General features: G+C 57.2%; 22 protein-coding genes. 1 reads left to right on the forward strand and 21 read right to left on the reverse strand.

Annotated features, from left to right (window positions below; all coding sequences use genetic code 11):
• Positions 1-44: 44 nt before the first annotated feature.
• The 19 genes from der to trmJ all read right to left on the reverse strand — a co-directional run bounded on the left by der (position 45) and on the right by trmJ (position 16812).
• Positions 45-1514, reverse strand: coding sequence for a ribosome biogenesis GTPase Der (gene der / locus AWM69_RS12725; RefSeq protein WP_048378086.1), 1470 nt, complete (start codon positions 1512-1514; stop codon positions 45-47).
• Positions 1515-1653: 139 nt separating this feature from the next.
• Entirely contained in the window at positions 1654-2805 is a 1152-nt protein-coding gene (gene bamB, locus AWM69_RS12730) for an outer membrane protein assembly factor BamB (RefSeq protein ID WP_218727040.1), read from the reverse strand.
• Positions 2798-3439 carry a tetratricopeptide repeat protein gene (locus tag AWM69_RS12735; RefSeq protein WP_218727042.1) on the reverse strand — a complete coding sequence of 214 codons (642 nt, stop codon included), beginning with the start codon at positions 3437-3439 and terminating at the stop codon, positions 2798-2800. The genes bamB and AWM69_RS12735 overlap by 8 nt, the downstream gene beginning before the upstream one ends.
• Before the next feature lie 41 nt (positions 3440-3480).
• Positions 3481-4770, reverse strand: a complete 1290-nt coding sequence (gene hisS / locus AWM69_RS12740; protein WP_131652262.1) for a histidine--tRNA ligase — start codon at positions 4768-4770, stop codon at positions 3481-3483.
• A gap of 22 nt (positions 4771-4792) precedes the next feature.
• Positions 4793-5902 carry a flavodoxin-dependent (E)-4-hydroxy-3-methylbut-2-enyl-diphosphate synthase gene (gene ispG, locus AWM69_RS12745; RefSeq protein WP_131652261.1) on the reverse strand — a complete coding sequence of 370 codons (1110 nt, stop codon included), beginning with the start codon at positions 5900-5902 and terminating at the stop codon, positions 4793-4795.
• Between the two features lie 3 nt (positions 5903-5905).
• Complete coding sequence (locus tag AWM69_RS12750) at positions 5906-6883, reverse strand: RodZ family helix-turn-helix domain-containing protein (protein ID WP_131652260.1); 978 nt, start codon at positions 6881-6883, stop codon at positions 5906-5908.
• Entirely contained in the window at positions 6883-7641 is a 759-nt protein-coding gene (gene pilW, locus AWM69_RS12755; RefSeq protein ID WP_131652259.1) for a type IV pilus biogenesis/stability protein PilW, read from the reverse strand. The genes AWM69_RS12750 and pilW overlap by 1 nt, the downstream gene beginning before the upstream one ends.
• Before the next feature lie 12 nt (positions 7642-7653).
• Entirely contained in the window at positions 7654-8802 is a 1149-nt protein-coding gene (rlmN, locus tag AWM69_RS12760) for a 23S rRNA (adenine(2503)-C(2))-methyltransferase RlmN (protein WP_131652258.1), read from the reverse strand.
• Positions 8803-8830: 28 nt separating this feature from the next.
• Positions 8831-9256 (reverse strand): nucleoside-diphosphate kinase, encoded by a 426-nt coding sequence (gene ndk, locus AWM69_RS12765; RefSeq protein WP_131652257.1) that lies wholly within the window; start codon positions 9254-9256, stop codon positions 8831-8833.
• A gap of 90 nt (positions 9257-9346) precedes the next feature.
• Positions 9347-9547, reverse strand: a complete 201-nt coding sequence (gene iscX / locus AWM69_RS12770; protein WP_131652256.1) for a Fe-S cluster assembly protein IscX — start codon at positions 9545-9547, stop codon at positions 9347-9349.
• A gap of 14 nt (positions 9548-9561) precedes the next feature.
• A complete protein-coding gene (fdx, locus tag AWM69_RS12775; RefSeq protein WP_048378096.1) occupies positions 9562-9903 on the reverse strand; it encodes an ISC system 2Fe-2S type ferredoxin in 342 nt (113 codons plus the stop codon).
• Between the two features lie 3 nt (positions 9904-9906).
• On the reverse strand, positions 9907-11769 hold the full coding sequence (gene hscA, locus AWM69_RS12780) for a Fe-S protein assembly chaperone HscA (RefSeq protein WP_218727044.1): 1863 nt from the start codon (positions 11767-11769) through the stop codon (positions 9907-9909).
• A gap of 50 nt (positions 11770-11819) precedes the next feature.
• Complete coding sequence (gene hscB, locus AWM69_RS12785) at positions 11820-12341, reverse strand: co-chaperone HscB (RefSeq protein ID WP_218727046.1); 522 nt, start codon at positions 12339-12341, stop codon at positions 11820-11822.
• Between the two features lie 8 nt (positions 12342-12349).
• Positions 12350-12673, reverse strand: coding sequence for an iron-sulfur cluster assembly protein IscA (gene iscA, locus AWM69_RS12790; RefSeq protein WP_016779604.1), 324 nt, complete (start codon positions 12671-12673; stop codon positions 12350-12352).
• A 66-nt stretch (positions 12674-12739) separates the two neighbouring features.
• Positions 12740-13126: a Fe-S cluster assembly scaffold IscU gene (iscU, locus tag AWM69_RS12795; RefSeq protein WP_007929523.1), complete on the reverse strand. Its 387-nt coding sequence runs from the start codon at positions 13124-13126 to the stop codon at positions 12740-12742.
• Between the two features lie 97 nt (positions 13127-13223).
• Positions 13224-14438, reverse strand: coding sequence for an IscS subfamily cysteine desulfurase (locus tag AWM69_RS12800; protein WP_218727047.1), 1215 nt, complete (start codon positions 14436-14438; stop codon positions 13224-13226).
• A gap of 49 nt (positions 14439-14487) precedes the next feature.
• Positions 14488-14979 carry a Fe-S cluster assembly transcriptional regulator IscR gene (gene iscR, locus AWM69_RS12805; RefSeq protein WP_003443378.1) on the reverse strand — a complete coding sequence of 164 codons (492 nt, stop codon included), beginning with the start codon at positions 14977-14979 and terminating at the stop codon, positions 14488-14490.
• 283 nt (positions 14980-15262) lie between these two features.
• Positions 15263-16039, reverse strand: a complete 777-nt coding sequence (cysE, locus tag AWM69_RS12810) for a serine O-acetyltransferase (protein WP_218727049.1) — start codon at positions 16037-16039, stop codon at positions 15263-15265.
• A 2-nt stretch (positions 16040-16041) separates the two neighbouring features.
• Positions 16042-16812: a tRNA (cytosine(32)/uridine(32)-2'-O)-methyltransferase TrmJ gene (trmJ, locus tag AWM69_RS12815; RefSeq protein WP_048378101.1), complete on the reverse strand. Its 771-nt coding sequence runs from the start codon at positions 16810-16812 to the stop codon at positions 16042-16044.
• A 143-nt stretch (positions 16813-16955) separates the two neighbouring features.
• Between trmJ and suhB the strand changes: the two genes are divergently transcribed.
• Complete coding sequence (gene suhB / locus AWM69_RS12820) at positions 16956-17771, forward strand: inositol-phosphate phosphatase (protein WP_026013996.1); 816 nt, start codon at positions 16956-16958, stop codon at positions 17769-17771.
• Positions 17772-17850: 79 nt separating this feature from the next.
• Here suhB and AWM69_RS12825 read toward each other — a convergent pair whose 3' ends face one another.
• Both AWM69_RS12825 and secF read right to left on the reverse strand, forming a co-directional pair.
• Positions 17851-18393: a glycine zipper 2TM domain-containing protein gene (locus AWM69_RS12825; protein WP_048378102.1), complete on the reverse strand. Its 543-nt coding sequence runs from the start codon at positions 18391-18393 to the stop codon at positions 17851-17853.
• A 121-nt stretch (positions 18394-18514) separates the two neighbouring features.
• Positions 18515-19429, reverse strand: coding sequence for a protein translocase subunit SecF (gene secF / locus AWM69_RS12830; protein ID WP_218727051.1), 915 nt, complete (start codon positions 19427-19429; stop codon positions 18515-18517).

The following is a 19429-nucleotide window of genomic DNA, read 5'->3' on the forward strand; positions in this document are numbered from 1 at the left end:
GGGCCGTTTCCGGCCCTTTTTCAGTGCGACGAGACAATGCGCTCTTAGCGTTTGTCTTTACGCTTCTTCTCGGCTTTCTTGTGGTGCGACATCATGCGGCGCTTCTTGTTGACCTGACGGTCGGTGAGCGAGTTCTTGTTGGCTTCGTACGGGTTCTCGCCACCTTTGAACTCGATGCGGATCGGCGTACCGACCAGCTTCAAGACACGACGGTAGGTGTTTTCGAGATAACGGACGTAAGACTTCGGAACCTTCTCAACCTGGTTACCGTGGATCACGATAATCGGCGGGTTGGCACCACCCAAGTGGGCATAGCGCAGCTTGATCCGACGGTTGTTCACCATCGGCGGTGCGTGCTCGCCAACCGCATCTTCAAGAATCTGGGTCAGACGGTTGGTCGGCCAGCGGGTAACCGCCGACTTGAAGGAGTTCTGCACCGATTGGTACAGGTTGCCTACGCCAGTGCCGTGCAGAGCCGAGATGAAGTGAATATCGGCGAAGTCGACGAAGAACAACCGGCGCTGCAGCTCGGTTTTCACATAGTCGCGCTCGCTCGGCACCATGCCGTCCCACTTGTTGATCGCGATTACCAGAGCACGACCGGCCTCCAGCGCAAAGCCCAACAGGTTGAGGTCGTGGTCAACCACGCCTTCACGGGCATCCATCACAAAGATCACCACGTTGGCGTCCTTGATGGCTTGCAGGGTTTTGACCACGGAGAACTTTTCAACTTCTTCGTGGATCTTGCCGCGCTTGCGCACACCGGCGGTGTCGATCAGCGTGTACTTCTCGTCGTTACGCTCGAACGGGATGTAGATACTGTCTCGCGTGGTACCTGGCTGGTCGTACACGATGACACGGTCTTCACCGAGCATGCGGTTGACCAGTGTCGATTTGCCCACGTTCGGGCGACCGATGATGGCAATCTTGATGCCGTCTTTTTCACTCGGGCCAGGAATGCGCTTGGCTTCCTCACCTTCGAGAACGACTTCAGCTTCGCCTTCTTCGGCATCATCTTCGTCGCGCGGGAAATCGCCCAGGGCAATTTCCAGCAACTGGGTGATACCGCGACCATGAGCACCGGCGATAGGAATCGCGTCGCCCATGCCCAGCGGGGCAAACTCTGCACGCGCCATGTCCGGGTCGATGTTGTCGACCTTGTTGGCCACAACGTACGAACGCTTGTTACGTTTGCGAAGGTGTTCGCCGATCATCTGGTCAGCGGCAGTGAAACCCGCTTTTGCATCTACCAGGAACAGAACGACGTCAGCTTCTTCGATGGCCAGCAGCGACTGCTCGGCCATCTTTTCGTCCATACCGTGCTCGTCACCGGAGATACCGCCGGTGTCGACCAGAATGTAGGAACGCCCTTGCCACTTGGCCTCACCGTATTGGCGATCACGGGTCAGACCGGACAAGTCGCCGACAATGGCGTCACGAGTCCTGGTCAGGCGGTTGAACAAGGTGGACTTGCCGACGTTTGGTCGGCCCACCAGGGCGATTACGGGAACCATGCGGCTCTCCACTTCGTTATTTCAGAAAATACAAAAGCCGCTGCAAGGCAGCGGCCAGAGTTCGGAACAGCACAAATGTGCCGCAAACCTTGCCTGAGCAAGGCTGCCCGAGGCCCTGGGGGCCTCAAGCATAGACGCCTTAGCGAATGGTCAGGGCTTCCAGTTTGCCGCTGTTACCAAACACGTAAATCATGTCACCGACCACCAGCGGACGCGCCCGAAGACCATCACTGTCAATGCGGGTACGGGCCACAAAGCGACCATCGACCTGGCTTAGCAGGTGCAGATAGCCTTCCATGTCACCGACTGCCACATAGCTGGAGAAGACTTCCGGAGCCGACAATTGACGGCGGGCCAGAGCATCGTTGCTCCACAGTGCTGTGGTCGAACGTTCATCAATGCCTTCAACAGTGCCGGACGCCAGGCTGACGTAGACGCTGCCAAAACCTTGAGCGACACCTGCGTAGCTGGAAGCATCACGCTGCCAGAGCACGCGACCGCTTTCCATCTCAAGTGCAGCCATACGGCCCTGATAGCTGGTCACGTACAACGTGCCACCCGACATCAGCAAACCACCGTCGATATCGACAATACGCTCAAGCTCCGAACGGCCTTGGGGGATTGCAACACGTTGCTCCCACACCGGTACGCCGTTACGGGTATCAAGGGCAACCACTTTACCGGTCGACAGCCCCGCGATTGCCAGGCGATTGGTCACCAGCGGTGCACCGGTGCCCCGCAAGGTCAGAACACCCGGCGTGCTGTCGTAGACCCAACGCTGATTACCCGTCGAGGCATCCAGGCCAATCAGACGATCGTCCTGGGTCTGAACCACAACGATATCGCCGTTGGTTGCAGGTGGCGCCAGCACTTCGCTGTTCACTCGCGAGCGCCATTGCTCTTCACCAGTGCTGGCGTCAAGGGCAATCACGTCACCTTGCAGGGTGCCGAGCATGACCATGCCGTAGCCCACGCCAACGGCGCCAGAAACAGGCAGCTCGAGGTCCGTCTTCCACTGAACGTCGCCGTTCATGCGGTCGAGGGACATCACTACGCCGGTCACGTCAGCCGCGTAGATGGTATTGCCTTCAACAGCCGGAACCAGCATGTTGTAGGTTTTGCCCTGACCGTCACCAATGGAACGGTCCCATTGCTTTTGCAAGACCACTTCTTCTTTGAAGTCGGTCAGCTCGGCAGGCGGCAATTCTTTTTTGCTGTTGCTGCTGCAACCCGCGGCCAAAATGACCAGAGCCAGCAATGCTGCATGTTTCCAACGCATCACTTCACGCATCCCCTTTGGCCAGGTCGTCGAGCTTGATTTGCAGGCCACCGACCGCTGCTTCATCCGACAGCGCAGCCTTGGCTTGTTCGTAGGCAGTACGTGCATCATCAGTACGACCCAGCTGAACCAGCAAGTCGCCTTTCAGCTCCTCGCGGCTGGCCAGGAACGCCTTGTCCGAGTCACCCTCAAGCAGCTTCAGGGCATCCTCAGCCTTGCCTTGTGCAGCCAGAACCTGAGCCAGGCGCTGACGCGCCACTTCACCCAGGGTAACGCTGGCAGGTTTGTCGACAATGACTTTCAGCTCGTTGGCTGCGTCATCCAGCTTGCCGCTGTCCACTGCCACCTTGGCAACAAACAGACCGCCAAACTGCGCATAGGCCGAACCGCCGTATTCGCTTTTCAACTTGCCGGCCAGATCAACCACGCGGGCCGTATCTGGCTGGCCGTCGGGTGTCAGTGTGGCTTCAAGCAATTGCTGGTAGAGAACCGAAGCACCTTGCGACTGGTTGCTCTGATACGTGTGCCAAGCCTTCCAGCCGAACACCACTACCAGCGCCAACAAGCCACCAGTAACCAGGGGTTTGCCGTTGCGCTGCCACCAGTCTTTCAACTCGCCCAGCTGATCATCATCGTTACTCGACACCCCAACACTCCTTATTCGATAAATCGGCTGTTTTTACAGCTTCAATCCTGCACGACGCAGGTGGCCAAGTGCTCGGAAAGAGCATCCCAGGCAATAGTTTGTTGTTCGCCCTGGCCACGCAACGGCTTGACACCCACCACTTGCCGGGCCAATTCGTCGTCACCCAGGATCAGTGCATACAGTGCACCGCTCTTGTCGGCCTTTTTGAACTGGCTCTTGAAGCTGCCAGCACCGGCATTGATCTGCAAACGCAAATTCGGCAACTGATCGCGAACACGCTCGCTCAGCGCCAGGGCAGCCAGTTCAGCGGCTTCACCGAAAGCACAGAGGTAGACATCAACCTGACGTGCGATTTCTTCCGGGATTTGCTCAAGGGTTTCAAGCAGCAGGATCAAACGCTCGATGCCCATAGCAAAACCGACACCCGATGTAGGCTTGCCACCCATTTGCTCGACCAGGCCATCATATCGACCGCCCGCACACACCGTACCCTGGGCGCCCAACTTGTCGGTCACCCATTCAAATACGGTTTTGCTGTAGTAATCGAGTCCGCGAACCAGCTTGGGGTTGATGACATAGGGAATGCCGGCAGCATCAAGACGGGCCTTGAGCCCTTCGAAATGCACACGGGACTCTTCATCAAGGTAATCCACCAGCTTCGGTGCATCGACCAAAACGGCCTGGGTATCGGCATTTTTGGTGTCGAGTACGCGCAGCGGGTTGGATTTCAAGCGACGCTGACTGTCTTCGTCAAGCTCGCTCAGACGCGAGGACAAATATTCGACCAGCGCGGCACGATAACGAGCACGGGCTTCGCTGGTGCCAAGGCTGTTGATTTCAAGCTTGACCGCATCGCGGATGCCCAGCTCGCCCCACAGACGCCAGGTCAATACGATCAGTTCGGCATCGATGTCCGGACCATCAAGATTGAACACTTCGACACCAATTTGATGGAACTGGCGGTAGCGGCCTTTCTGAGGGCGTTCGTGGCGGAACATTGGACCGATGTACCACAGCTTTTGCACCTGGCCACCGCCGGTAATGCCGTGTTCAAGTACGGCACGCACACACGCAGCCGTACCTTCGGGACGCAGGGTCAGCGAATCGCCGTTGCGGTCCTCGAAGGTGTACATCTCTTTTTCGACGATATCGGTGACTTCACCGATCGAGCGCTTGAACAGCTCGGTGAACTCGACGATAGGCATGCGGATTTGCTTGTAACCGTAGTTATCCAGCAAACGCGAAACCTTGCTCTCGAAAAAACGCCACAAGGGCGTCTGCTCGGGCAGGATATCGTTCATGCCACGAATGGCTTGCAAAGACTTGCTCACAAAAAATCCTTTATTCGTTTGATTAGCCGCGCGCGATAACGGCTGCGTCAGCTTCGACCTTTTCGGCCGCCTTCTGCCGGATCAGCCTTTCCAGCTCATCCACCAGGTTGTCATTCGTCAGTTTCTGCGACGGCTTGCCGTCTATGTAAATCAGGTTGGGGGTGCCACCCGTGAGCCCCACATGGGCCTCTTTGGCTTCGCCAGGACCGTTGACCACGCAACCGATCACCGCTACATCCAACGGCACCAGCAAGTCTTCAAGCCGCACTTCGAGCTCGTTCATGGTTTTAACCACGTCGAAGTTCTGCCGGGAGCAGCTTGGGCACGCGATAAAGTTGATGCCTCGCGAACGCAGGTGCAGGGACTTGAGGATGTCGTAGCCGACTTTTACTTCCTCTACCGGGTCTGCTGCCAACGAGATGCGAATAGTATCGCCAATTCCTTCGGCAAGCAGCATACCTAGGCCCACGGCAGATTTCACTGTGCCCGAGCGCAAACCGCCTGCTTCAGTAATGCCCAAATGCAGTGGCTGGACGATTTCCTTCGCCAGCAAACGGTAGGCCTCGACAGCCATGAACACGTCAGAAGCTTTGACGCTGACCTTGAAGTCCTTGAAATTCAGGCGTTCGAGGTGCTCAACGTGACGCAGTGCAGACTCGACCAGGGCAGCAGGTGTTGGCTCGCCATATTTTTTTTGCAGGTCTTTTTCAAGCGAACCGGCGTTGACCCCGATCCGGATCGGGATCCCACGATCACGCGCAGCATCAACCACCGCTCGTACACGGTCTTCGCGACCGATGTTGCCCGGGTTGATCCGCAGGCAGTCCACGCCCAGTTCAGCCACACGCAAAGCAATGCGGTAGTCGAAGTGGATGTCGGCAACCAGCGGCACTTTGACCAGCTGCTTGATACGGCCAAAGGCTTCTGCAGCGTCCATGTCCGGTACGGAAATCCGCACGATATCGACGCCTGCGGCCTCTAGACGATTGATTTGCGCAACGGTCGCGGCGACATCATTGGTGTCGCTGTTCGTCATGCTCTGTACTGCAATAGGAGCATCGCCCCCTACCGGTACCGAGCCGACCCATATTTTGCGCGATTCGCGACGTTTGATTGGTGATTCGCCGTGCATGACTTATTGACCTAACTTCAGGCGAGCAGTCTCGCCACTGGTGAAAGGAGCCACATCCACAGGTTGACCGTTGTAGGTTACCTGCGCGCCACGGGCAAAGCCCAGGCGCAGGCTCAGTGGAGGCTTGCCGCTCACTTCAAGATTCTCGCCCTTGCGCTTCAGGCCGCCAAACAGCACTTTACCCGTGCCATCAGTGACTTGAGTCCAGCAATCAGCGGTGTATCGCAATGCTACTTTGCCCTCACCTGCGACAGGCGTCGTAACGGTGGTCGCAGGCACAGCAGCTGCAGCCGGAGCGACTGGCGCAACGGTAGCAGGAGTCGCCGCCGGAGCCGGAGCCGCAGGTACGGCAGGAGCAGCGGGCGCTGCGCCCGGGGCAACCGGCAGGGCCAGCGCTGTACCGGGAGTTTCAGGCGCAGGCTCAACCGCTACGGGCGCTTCACCGGTGGCCGATTCGGCCACGGCTTGATCTTCAGGTTCGTCGAGCGGATGGATCTGGGTCGTGCCGTCGGCCCCTTCAACCTCAACATGCTCGGGTGCCAGGCTGACCAGATCCTTGGCACGCATGGAGGTTTGATCCTGCCACCAGATAAAACCGCCGACAGTGACGGCTATCAGGAGCAACAGGCTGACAATACGCAAAATGGTATGGGATACGCGAACCGGCTCTTCTATTCGCCCCAGGCTGTGCACATTGCTGCCGTTGGCATCAGTGCCGGTGTACAGGTCAAACTCATGGACCAGACTGGTCTGATCCATGCCAAGCAATTTGGCATAGGCACGAATGTAGCCACGGGCAAAGGTATGCCCTGGCAGTTTGTCGAACGCCCCCGTCTCAAGATGGCTCAATGAGCTGGCCGTGAGGTTGAGTTTCAAGGCGACTTCAGCCAACGTCCATCCATTGTTCTCCCTGGCCTGACGCAAGGTCTCACCGGGATTGACACGAGTCGCTGCTAGAACTTCGGGTTGCGCCGCTTTCATCATTGCTCCGACAGGTATTGCTGATATTCCGGCGTGCCGGGATAGAGTCTTTTTAGTTGCTGGCCATAATTGGCAGTGGAGGTGCGATCGTTGAAAACATGTTCCAGTCGCGCACCCAGCAATAGACTACGTGCATTTTGCCCGCTAAGCAGGCTAAAACGATCGTAAAAGTCACGTGCAGATACATAATGCCTGTCTTCGTAAGACAACTCAGCCATTTCGAGCAATGCTCTTGGCTGCAAACGATTCAGGCGCAGTGCTTTTTCGAGCTGCTGGCGACCCGCTTCACGCTGGCCCAATCTGAGCGAAGTAATGCCCAGGTTCTCGTAGACACGAGAGCGCTCAGGATAAAGGTTATCTGCCGCAGCCTTCTGGAACTGAGCATAAGCCTCCTGATAGCGTTGCCGCTGGAACAGGAAACTGCCGTAGTTATTGAGAATGCGAGCATCGGCAGGTCGACCGCGCAACGCCTTGAGGAAGGCCTCTTCGGCCAGCTCGTGTTCCATTTCGGATTGAAACACCAATGCCAGTGCGGCATGGGTGTCCGGGTCCGTCTTGTCGATTTCCAGAGCTTTGCTCAAGGGCATTTTGGCCTGCTCGGTCATCCCCTGCTGAAGATAGCCGAGCCCCAATTGAACATAAGCCTTGCGTGCCTCATCACGTCCCTTGTCGGTAGACATCGGGTTTGAATCACCCGATGACACACAGCCAGTCAGAAGACTGGCCAGCACGACAGAACGCGCAGCGCGCAAACTCATGAGCGTCCTCTCTTAGGGCGCAGACGCAGCGTTTTGCGCCAGTTCTGCCTCGACGTTGATCTCACGCGCGGCAATGTGACGCTCGCTGCGACGGGTCCGGTCATTGACCTGGCCGACCAGTTGCCCGCAGGCCGCATCGATATCTTCGCCGCGGGTGGTGCGTACTGTCACGTTGTAGCCCGCTTGCTGCAGCAACTCCTGGAAACGGCGAATGGCGTTATTGCTTGGACGCTCATAGCCCGAATGCGGGAAAGGGTTAAACGGAATCAGGTTGATCTTGCACGGCGTATCCTTGAGCAGCTCGATCATCTCGCGGGCATGGTCGACATGGTCGTTCACGTCCTTGAGCATGGTGTACTCAACTGTCAGTACGCGCTTTTCGCCCAGGGTCGCCATGTAGCGACGGCAAGACTCAAGCAGCATCTTGAGTGGATACTTCTTGTTGATCGGCACCAGTTGACTGCGCAGCTCGTCATTGGGTGCATGCAGCGACAACGCCAGCGAGACATCGATGTGCTTGGCCAGCTCATCGATCATCGGTACCACGCCCGAGGTGGACAAGGTCACACGACGCTTGGAAATGCCGTAGCCCAGGTCATCCATCATCAGATGCATGGCGGCGATTACGTTGTCGAAGTTCAGCAGCGGCTCACCCATGCCCATCATCACCACGTTGGTGATGGCACGGTCGATGGTTGCCGGGACACTGCCGAAGGATTTGTTGGCAATCCACACCTGCCCGATAACTTCGGCGGCGGTGAGGTTGCTATTGAAACCTTGCTTGCCGGTGGAGCAGAAACTGCAGTCCAGGGCACAGCCAGCCTGGGACGAAACGCACAATGTGCCACGTTTGCCCTGGGGAATGTATACGGTCTCGACGCAGCTGCCGGACGCCACGCGCACCACCCATTTACGGGTGCCGTCGGTGGAAATGTCCTCGCTGACGACTTCCGGACCACGAACCTCAGCAATGGCCTTGAGCTTGTCGCGCAAGGCCTTGCTGACGTTAGTCATGGCGTCGAAATCATCGACGCCAAAGTGGTGAATCCACTTCATGACCTGACCGGCACGGAAACGCTTCTCCCCGATTGAGTCGAAGAATTTCTCCATTTCCGGCTGAGTCAGACCCAACAGGTTAGTTTTGCCAGTCGTTGCAATCATGTCTTCACCCTCACTCACAAGCCAATGCTTATCGAGTGGTTACTTCAGTAGCTGCGAAAAAGTAAGCGATTTCGCGCGCAGCAGCTGCTTCCGAATCGGAACCGTGAACAGCGTTGGCATCGATGGATTCAGCGAAGTCAGCACGGATAGTGCCGGCAGCAGCTTCTTTAGGGTTGGTAGCGCCCATCAGCTCGCGGTTGCGAACGATGGCGTTTTCGCCTTCCAGAACCTGAACAACAACCGGACCCGAAGTCATGAACGCAACCAGGTCACCGAAGAAACCACGTTCGCTGTGCTCAGCGTAGAAACCTTCAGCTTCAGCTTTGGACAGTTGCTTCATTTTCGAAGCAACAACGCGCAGGCCGGCGTCTTCGAAACGGGAAACGATCTTACCGATAACGTTTTTAGCAACGGCGTCAGGCTTGATGATGGAGAAAGTACGTTGAACAGCCATGGTGTAACTCCAGAAACAGTGATTTTAGCGAAAAATTAAACCCGCGAATTATACGCGGGTTCTTGGGTATTGCATAACCTGCTGCGTGGGTCAGTCCAACTCTTCGATCCAGAGTGCCTGAATTGCCTCGAGGACTTTTTCCCCACTTCGGTCAGGAAGATCATCAAATTCAGGGAGATCCATTACCCATTTACGCAGTTCTACAAAGTTCAGCCGTGTCGGATCGACATCGGGATGAGCTTCGGACAGCTGGATAGCGATTTCCTGTACATCAACCCATTTAAGGCTCATGACACTTCCTTGAATCAGTGCGGCGCTTCGGCGGCATGGTTGAGAGAGTACTTCGGAATCTCGACCGTGAGGTCTTCAGTCCCGACGATGGTCTGGCAGCTCAGGCGTGAAGTCGCTTCCAGCCCCCAAGCCCTGTCAAGGTAGTCCTCTTCCAGCTCGTCAGCCTCGTTCAGCGAATCAAAACCTTCGCGAATCACGCAGTGACAGGTGGTACAGGCGCACACGCCGCCGCAGGCACTCTCGATCTCAATGTGGTTCTCATGAGCAACTTCGAGAAGGGTCTTGCCGGTCTCAGCCTCAACAACCATACCGTCCGGGCAATGCTCGGCGTGTGGCAGAAAAATGATCTGCGGCATCAATTACTCCTCGATTTCATTCAGGTTGCGCCCGGACAGAGCAGCCTTGACGGTCAAGTCCATGCGGCGGGCAGCAAAGGCATCGGTCACTTGCGACAGACGCTTGGTCTGCTGCTCGATGGCATAACCATCGGTGCCTTTCATCAATTCGGACAGTTCCTGCATTTGCAGCTCGATGACCATGCGCTCTTCAGCATCCAGCAAACGCTCGCCATCAACCGCCAGAGCCGCTTGCACGGCTTCAATCAGGCGTTGAGCATCGACTTGCTGTTCACGCAATACGCGCGCGACCTTGTCGTCACTGGCGTGCTGGAACGAATCCTTGAGCATTTTGGCGATCTCGCCATCGGTCAACCCGTAGGAAGGCTTGACCTGGATACTCGCCTCAACCCCCGACCCCAGTTCACGGGCCGACACATTGAGCAAGCCGTCTGCATCCACCTGGAAGGTCACACGAATTTTCGCAGCACCGGCCACCATCGGCGGGATACCGCGCAACTCAAAGCGCGCCAGGGAACGACAGTCGCTGATCAACTCACGCTCACCTTGCAGCACGTGAATCATCATGGCCGTCTGGCCATCTTTGTACGTGGTGAAATCCTGCGCTCGCGCCACAGGAATCGTGGTGTTGCGCGGAATGACCTTTTCCATGAGACCACCCATGGTCTCAAGGCCAAGCGACAGCGGGATCACATCCAGCAGGAGCAACTCACCGCCATCGCGCTTGTTACCGGCCAGGGTATCAGCCTGAATCGCAGCACCAATGGCAACCACTTGATCAGGATCGATATCGGTCAACGGCTCGCGACCAAACATCTCGGCAACGGCCTCACGAACGCGCGGCACGCGGGTCGAACCGCCGACCATCACAACCGCCTTGACCTCTTCGAGCTCGACATTGGCATCACGCACGGCGCGACGACAAGCCTTGAGGCTACGCGCAACCATCGGCTCGACAAGGGCGTCAAAGGTTTCACGGGTCAGGTCTGCACGCCAGCCGCCATAAGCAACGGATACAGAGCGGGCACCGGTCAACGCCTCCTTGGCCGCACAGGCAATCTGCAACAACTTGCGCTGGGTACCCGGATCAAGGTCGGCGGACATACCGGCCTGCTCAACGATCCAGCTGGCAATCGCATGATCGAAGTCATCGCCGCCAAGCGCGCTATCGCCGCCCGTCGCCAATACTTCAAAGACACCGCCGGTCAGACGCAAGATCGAGATGTCGAATGTGCCGCCACCCAGGTCATAGATGGCCACAAGACCTTCGGCATGCTGGTCGAGACCATATGCCACAGCAGCGGCCGTTGGCTCGTTCAGCAAACGCAGGACATTCAGCCCTGCGAGCCGCGCAGCATCCTTGGTCGCTTGACGTTGCGCGTCATCGAAATACGCCGGAACGGTAATCACCGCCCCCACCAACTCACCGCCCAAGGCCTTTTCAGCACGCTCACGCAGCACTTTCAGAATATCGGCGGACACCTCTACCGGACTTTTCGGCCCCTGCACGGTGTCAATGAACGGCATATGCGATTCACCGCCGACAAAACGGTAAGGCAGCTGTTCGCCCAATTGCTTGACGTCGGAAAGACCACGACCCATCAAGCGCTTGACCGACAGCACGGTGTTGAAAGGATCACTGGAAGCTGCCAGTCGCGCGGACTCGCCGACCTCGACACGATCAGCGTGATAGCGTACGGCAGAGGGCAAAATGATTTTGCCCTGCTCATCAGCCAGAGGCTCGGAAAGGCCGCTGCGCAATGCAGCAACCAACGAATTGGTAGTGCCCAAGTCAATCCCCACAGCCAGACGGCGCTGGTGCGGTTGAGGACTTTGGCCGGGTTCGGCGATCTGCAGTAGGGCCATCGTAATCAGGACTTATCTGTAATCAGGCGTGCAACCGTGGCGGCACTGGGTTAATCGTCGAGGCGCTCTTCTAACTGGCGCACTTCGTAAGTGAGCTTGTCGAGGAACTGCATGCGCCGCATCAGGCGTTCGGCCTGCTCACGTTGCGCAGCATCATCCCAACAAGCAGCAAAGCTATCGTTCAGTTCATCCTGAGCGACCTTCAGCCGACGCTTGAATGCCACAATACCGGGCATGTCGGCACTGTCCTGCAAATCTTCAAGCTCTTCGCGCCATTGCATCTGCTGCATCAGAAACTCGGGATCATGCACGGTCACTTCCAGCGGCATCTCACGCCCATTCATCGCAAGCAGGTACCGCGCGCGCTTGGGTGGGCTCTTGAGTGTCTGGTAGGCCTCGTTGAGGCTGGCCGATTGTTCTAGCGCCAGACGCTGCTCACGCTCGGAAGCGTCAGCAAAACGGTCTGGATGAACACCACGCGCCAGTTCACGGTAGCGCGTAGCCAACTGCTCGAGATCCAGCGTGAAACTCGGTTGCAGTTCAAATAAGGCGAAATGACAAGGAGTACCCACGAGCAGCCTCAGATGTTGAAGCTTTCGCCGCAGCCACATTCGCCGCGCACGTTGGGATTATTGAACTTGAAGCCTTCGTTCAGACCTTCCTTGACGAAATCGAGCTCGGTGCCGTCAAGGTAAGTCAGGCTTTTGGGATCAATGATCACTTTTTCGCCATGGGTTTCGAACACCTGGTCTTCTTCGCCCACTTCATCGACAAACTCCAGCACATAGGCAAGACCGGAACAGCCCGTGGTGCGAACACCCAGACGAATCCCCTCACCTTTGCCGCGCCCGTCAAGGGAGCGACGAATATGCCGAGCCGCCGCTTCTGTCATGCTGATAGCCATCAGGACTCCTTACGTATCGCCAGTATCGTCACTGCGCCCACGCCGTTACCGGCAGGCAAGCACAGATCAGATCAAACCTTTCTTCTGCTTGTAGTCGCGAACAGCAGCCTTGATGGCGTCTTCAGCGAGTACCGAGCAGTGGATTTTCACAGGTGGCAAAGCCAGTTCTTCAGCCAGCTGAGTGTTTTTGATGGTCTCTGCTTCATCCAGAGTCTTGCCCTTCATCCACTCGGTTGCCAGAGAGCTGGAAGCGATTGCCGAACCACAGCCATAGGTCTTGAACTTGGCGTCTTCAATGATGCCCTGCTCGTTAACCTTGATTTGCAAACGCATCACGTCACCACACGCTGGCGCGCCGACCATGCCGGTGCCGACATCTGGATCTTCCGCGTTCATCTTGCCGACGTTGCGCGGGTTTTCGTAGTGGTCAATAACCTTTTCGCTGTAAGCCATGGTACTTATCCTCACTCATCAGAGAGTCGCTCTTGAGACGCTGTAAAAGCTGCTGTTCGCTGCGTTTTACAGCGTCTACCAACGGCGACTTAAATTGTTAGTGCGCCGCCCATTCGATTTTCGAAATGTCGATGCCGTCTTTGTACATGTCCCACAGCGGCGACAAGGCGCGCAGCTTGGTAACAGCCTCGCATACCTTCTGCGCGGCGTAATCGATCTCTTCTTCAGTGGTGAATCGACCGAAGGTGAAGCGAATCGAACTGTGAGCCAACTCGTCATTGCGGCCCAGGGCACGCAACACGTAGGACGGCTCCAGGGAGGCGGAGGTGCAAGCCGAGCCGGACGACACAGCCAGATCCTTGAGCGCCATGATCAGCGACTCGCCTTCAACGTAGTTGAAGCTCAGGTTCAGGTTGTGCGGAACGCGCGCGATCATGCTGCCATTCACATACAGTTCTTCAAGGTGTTCTACCTGCTTGAAGAAGCGGTCGCTCAAGGCTTTGATACGGACGTTTTCAGCCGCCATCTCTTCTTTGGCGATGCGGAATGCTTCACCCATGCCGACAATCTGGTGGGTCGCCAGAGTACCCGAACGCATGCCACGTTCGTGACCGCCGCCGTGCATGGTGGCTTCGATACGGACGCGAGGCTTGCGGCTGACGTACAGTGCACCAATGCCTTTCGGGCCATAAGTCTTGTGGGCCGAGAAGGACATCAGGTCGACTTTCAGCTTGGCCAGGTCGATTTCAACCTTGCCGGTAGACTGTGCAGCATCGACATGGAACAGCACGCCGCGGGAGCGAGTCAGCTCACCAATGGCCGCGATGTCGTTGACGGTGCCGATTTCGTTGTTCACATGCATGATCGAAACCAGGATGGTGTCATCACGCATCGCGGCTTCGACCATCGCCGGGGTCACCAGGCCATCTTCGCCCGGCTCGATGTAGGTCACTTCAAAGCCTTCACGCTCCAGCTGACGCATGGTGTCGAGAACGGCCTTGTGTTCGATCTTGTCGGTGATCAGGTGCCTGCCCTTGGTGGCATAGAAATGCGCAGCACCCTTGATTGCCAGGTTGTTCGCCTCGGTCGCACCGGAGGTCCAGACAATCTCACGCGGATCGGCATTAACCAGATCTGCAACCTGACGACGACCGTTTTCGACCGCTTCTTCAGCTTTCCAGCCAAATACGTGAGAACGGGAAGCTGGGTTACCGAAGTTCCCGTCAACCAGCAAGCAGTCGCTCATTTTTTGAGCAACACGCGGATCAACCGGGGTGGTGGCTGAGTAATCAAGGTAAATCGGCAATTTCATGGACTATCTCCTAAATCAGGCTGGCTGGCGCACCGTCGTATTTATGCAATCACTCGACGGCGGACGCTTCGATCTTATCCAGGTGCGGCGCTTTGCCATTACAGCGGCGCTGATCCTGACGCTGGGCTACTTCTTGTACCTCACGGCGAGTGACAAGATCAGCCAAGCTGATACCGCTGAGAAAATCGTGGATCTGCAGGCTCAGGTCGCACCACAAATGGTGGGTCAGGCACGTGTCGCCGGCATGGCAATCGCCAAGGCCCTGGCAACGCGTGGCGTCGACGGACTCGTTCACTGCATCGATGACCTGGGCAACCTGAATCCCTTGCATGTCGCGCGACAGCTGATAGCCGCCACCGGGGCCACGCACACTGGATACCAGACTGCTGCGGCGCAACTTGGCAAACAGTTGCTCAAGGTAGGATAGAGAGATGCCTTGGCGCTCGGAAATATCGGCCAGGGACACCGGCCCGTGCTGTGCGTGCAACGCCAAATCGAGCATTGCAGTTACGGCGTAACGGCCTTTTGTAGTCAGTCTCATGGACAGGTACCACGGAATTCGGAATGAGGGCGAGTATGCTATACCCGACCATTTAAGTCAACTATTAGACCTAGTACTTTAGTCGGGATTACCCGCAAAAGAGCGCGCGCATTGTAGCAGGGTCTGCGACGCAATGGCACACGGGAGATCGCGCCGGCGCCCCGCCCTGAAGGCTCTTCGGCTTTCAAACAGCCCGTACCCGCCACCGGATACACCCCCCGCCCGGGCAGCACTCGTACACGCGACACCTGCGACAACCGCAAGCCTGGCGGCGAGCGCACGATCAGACCGCCTTGCTTTCGTCCCCATCCTTGACGCAGGCAAAGTCTTCTTCACGCAACTCAGGCAACTCCTGAGCGCAGTAAGAACTCCCCAGATCCTTGAGCGCACCACACATGCCGTCGAGCTTGCCGTCGACCGCCTGCAAATGGTCCAGCAACTGACCGATGGCACGCGCCACCGGATCCGGCATGTCCTCGCCTACGCCATACGCATCAAAACCGATCTTTTCTGCCATCGCCTTGCGCTTGGCCTCGGTCTCATCATCATTTTTGACAATGATACGTCCCGGAATCCCCACAACCGTCGCACCGGCAGGCACGGCCTTGGTCACCACGGCATTGGAACCAACCTTGGCACCCGCCCCCACCGTGAACGGCCCCAGCACCTTGGCCCCAGCACCTACCACAACGCCATCTTCCAGCGTCGGGTGACGCTTACCCTTGTTCCAGCTGGTACCGCCCAGGGTTACCCCCTGATACAGCGTCACGTCATTGCCGATCTCGGCGGTTTCACCGATCACAATGCCCATGCCGTGATCTATGAAGAAGCGGCGCCCCACCTTGGCACCCGGATGAATCTCAATCCCGGTCAGCCAGCGGCCAAAGTTCGAGACCAGGCGAGCCAGCCATTTCCAGCCAGCCCCCCACAATAAGGCAGACAGACGATGAATCCAGATGGCATGCATCCCCGGATAGCACGTCAGCACCTCAAACGCATTGCGTGCAGCCGGATCACGGTGAAAAACACTCTGAATATCTTCACGCAGACGCTCGAACATCGTTAATCCTTGCGCTTGAGCAGCTCGCCACGGGCTGCTTTTTGGGTTTCGGTGAGGATGCCACGCAAAATGTTCATCTCTGCACGGCTGACAGCGCTGCGCCCGTACAGTCGACGCAAGCGCGCCATCAGGTGACGCGGCTTTTCCGGATCAAGAAACTCGATGGCCACCAACGTCTGCTCCAGATGCTCATAAAAGCGCTCCAGCTCATCCATTGTTGCCAGCTCGCCGCTCTTGGTGGACGCCACTTCGTCCTTCTCGACCTTGCTCGGCTGACCCTGAGCCGCAAGCCAGGACATGCGGATCTCGTAACTCAGCACCTGTACGGCAGCCCCCAGGTTCAGCGAACTGAATTCCGGGTCCGAGGGAATATGAACGTGAAAATGACAACGCTGCAATTCATCATTGGTCAGGCCCGAGTCTTCGCGACCGAACACCAGGGCAATTTCAGCCCCCTGACTCGCCTCTTCGACCACTTTTTGCCCGCATTCGCGAGGATCCAGCAGCGGCCAGGGAATGCGACGATCGCGGGCACTGGTGCCCAGCACCAGATTGCAGCCCACCAGCGCATCTTCCAGGGTGGCAACGACCTGGGCATTTTCGAGAATGTCACCGGCTCCCGACGCACGCGCATCCGCTTCGTGATGCGGAAACAGTCGGGGTTCAACCAGCACCAGCCGCGACAACCCCATGTTTTTCATGGCACGCGCAGCCCCGCCGATGTTCCCGGGATGACTGGTATTGACCAGAACGACACGAATATTAGGCAGCAAAGGAGCGCTCACAGACCGGTAAAAGGGAGCAAATCTTACCTAAGCAAAACGGCATAAGCTATGAAAGCTAACGCAAACCTTCATCTGCCAAAATTTTCTGATAGAATATTCGGCTTTCTTTAACAACCTTAGGTGAAACGTCCATGCAGCCCATGCTGAATATCGCGCTGCGCGCCGCCCGCAGCGCCAGTGAATTGATTTTCCGCTCCATCGAGCGCCTGGATACCATCAAGGTTGACGAAAAAGACGCCAAGGATTACGTCTCTGAAGTCGATCGTGCTGCTGAACAGAAAATCATCGACGCCCTGCGCAAGGCTTACCCGACGCACGGCATCCTCGGTGAAGAAACCGGCATGCACCCAGGCAGCGGTGAAGGTGAAGACTACCTGTGGATCATCGACCCATTGGATGGCACTACCAACTTCCTGCGTGGCGTTCCACACTTCGCCGTCAGCATCGCCTGCAAATACCGCGGCCGCCTTGAGCACGCCGTTGTACTTGATCCGGTTCGCCAGGAAGAGTTCACCGCCAGCCGTGGCCGTGGCGCCCAACTGAACGGTCGCCGCCTGCGTGTCAGCGGTCGTACCAGCCTTGAAGGCGCCCTGCTGGGTACCGGCTTCCCGTTCCGCGATAACCAGATGGACAACCTGGACAACTACCTGGGCATGTTCCGCAGCCTGGTAGGCCAGACTGCCGGTATCCGTCGCGCAGGCGCTGCCAGCCTGGACCTGGCCTACGTGGCCGCCGGTCGTTTTGATGCATTCTGGGAGTCGGGCCTGTCCGAGTGGGACATGGCTGCAGGCGCACTGCTAATCCAGGAAGCTGGCGGTCTCGTCAGCGACTTCACCGGCAGCCACGATTTCCTTGAAAAAGGCCACATCGTCGCCGGCAACACCAAGTGCTTCAAAGCCGTACTGACCGCAATCCAGCCACACCTGCCGGCTTCGCTGAAACGCTAAGCGAATCCCGCAGACAAAAAAAGCATCCCTCGGGATGCTTTTTTTATGGCTGAAATTCGATTCAGAAATACAGCCAGCCTTATTGTCCGTTCTGCCCCAGAATCAGTCGACCATCCTTGCCCACCGGTATTTCGTTACCCGGCTCGTGATCCATCCGCACCTTGCCTTCCTTACCGTCCAGCGAATAACGCACGTCATAACCGACTACCTTGTCACTGATGTCGTTGACCGTGTTGCAGCGCGTTTGAGTCGTGGTGTAAGTGTCACGATTCTGCATGCCTTCCTGAACCTTGTTGCCGGCATAACCGCCGCCGACCGCACCTGCGACCGTTGCGATCTTCTTGCCGCTACCACCACCGATCTGGTTGCCGAGCAAGCCGCCCGCCACCGCACCAATCACGCTACCCACGATCTGGTGCTGATCCTTGACCGGCGCCTGACGAGTCACCGTCACGTCCTTGCACACCTCACGAGGTGTTTTGATCTGTTGTTTGACCGGCACGACAGCCAGTACTTGCGCAGACTCAGGACCGCCTTTAACCAGGCTATAGGTTGCAAAAGCACCCCCGGCAGTGACACCGATAGCACCCAATACAGCACCCACTAGCAAAGACTTGTTCACTTGAACCTCCAGACCATCACAAGTGGGAACAGTCCCACATCAATCCAACCCTTGGAGCACAAAAAAAGGCGCGAGTTCAATACTCGCGCCTTTTAGGTGTCACCTGGACATCAAGCAACCATCATGGACGGTCGTCGATTTCCTTGTCGCTGGTCACAGGAGGAATCAAATCCTCACTGCTCAGGTTCAGCCAGATCAGCACCACGTTCGCAATGTAGATCGACGAGTAAGTACCCGCCAATACACCCACGAAGAGCGCAATCGAGAAGCCCCACAGGTTATCGCCACCAAAGACCAGCAGCGCCATGATCGCCAGCAACGTGGAGATCGAGGTCGCCATGGTACGCAGCAGCGTCTGCGTGGTCGAAATGTTGATGTTGTCGATCAGACTGGCCTTGCGCAGAACCCGGAAGTTCTCACGCACCCGATCAAACACCACAATGGTGTCGTTGAGCGAATAACCGATGATCGCCAGCACCGCCGCCAGCACCGTCAGGTCGAAGGTGATCTGGAAGAACGACAGCACCCCCATGGTGACGATCACGTCATGCACCAGGGACGCAATCGCGCCGACCGCAAACTTCCACTGAAAGCGGAAAGCCAGGTAAATCATGATGCCGCCCAACGCCATGAGCATGCCAAGGCCGCCCTGGTCGCGCAGCTCTTCACCCACCTGCGGCCCTACGAACTCGACGCGCTTGATCACCGCCGGGTTGGTGTTATCCGCCTGCCCCAGAGCCTCTGCAACGCGATTACCCAGCAAAGGGTCATCGCCCGGCATACGCACCAACAGATCGGTAGTCGCACCAAAGCTTTGCACCACGGCGTCCTCGAAACCGGCCGAAGCCAGCTCCGAACGCACCTTGGTCAGGTCAGCGGGCTTCTCGTAGGTCAGCTCGATGAGCGTACCGCCGGTGAAGTCCAGACCGTAGTTCATGCCCTTGTGGAACATGCTGAACAAGGCCAGCACGGTAAGCAGTACAGTGACGCCGAACGCAACGTTGCGAACGCCCATGAAGTTGATTGTACGTAACAT

This window comes from Pseudomonas sp. D1HM (assembly GCF_019266105.1).
Lineage (GTDB): Bacteria > Pseudomonadota > Gammaproteobacteria > Pseudomonadales > Pseudomonadaceae > Aquipseudomonas > Aquipseudomonas taetrolens.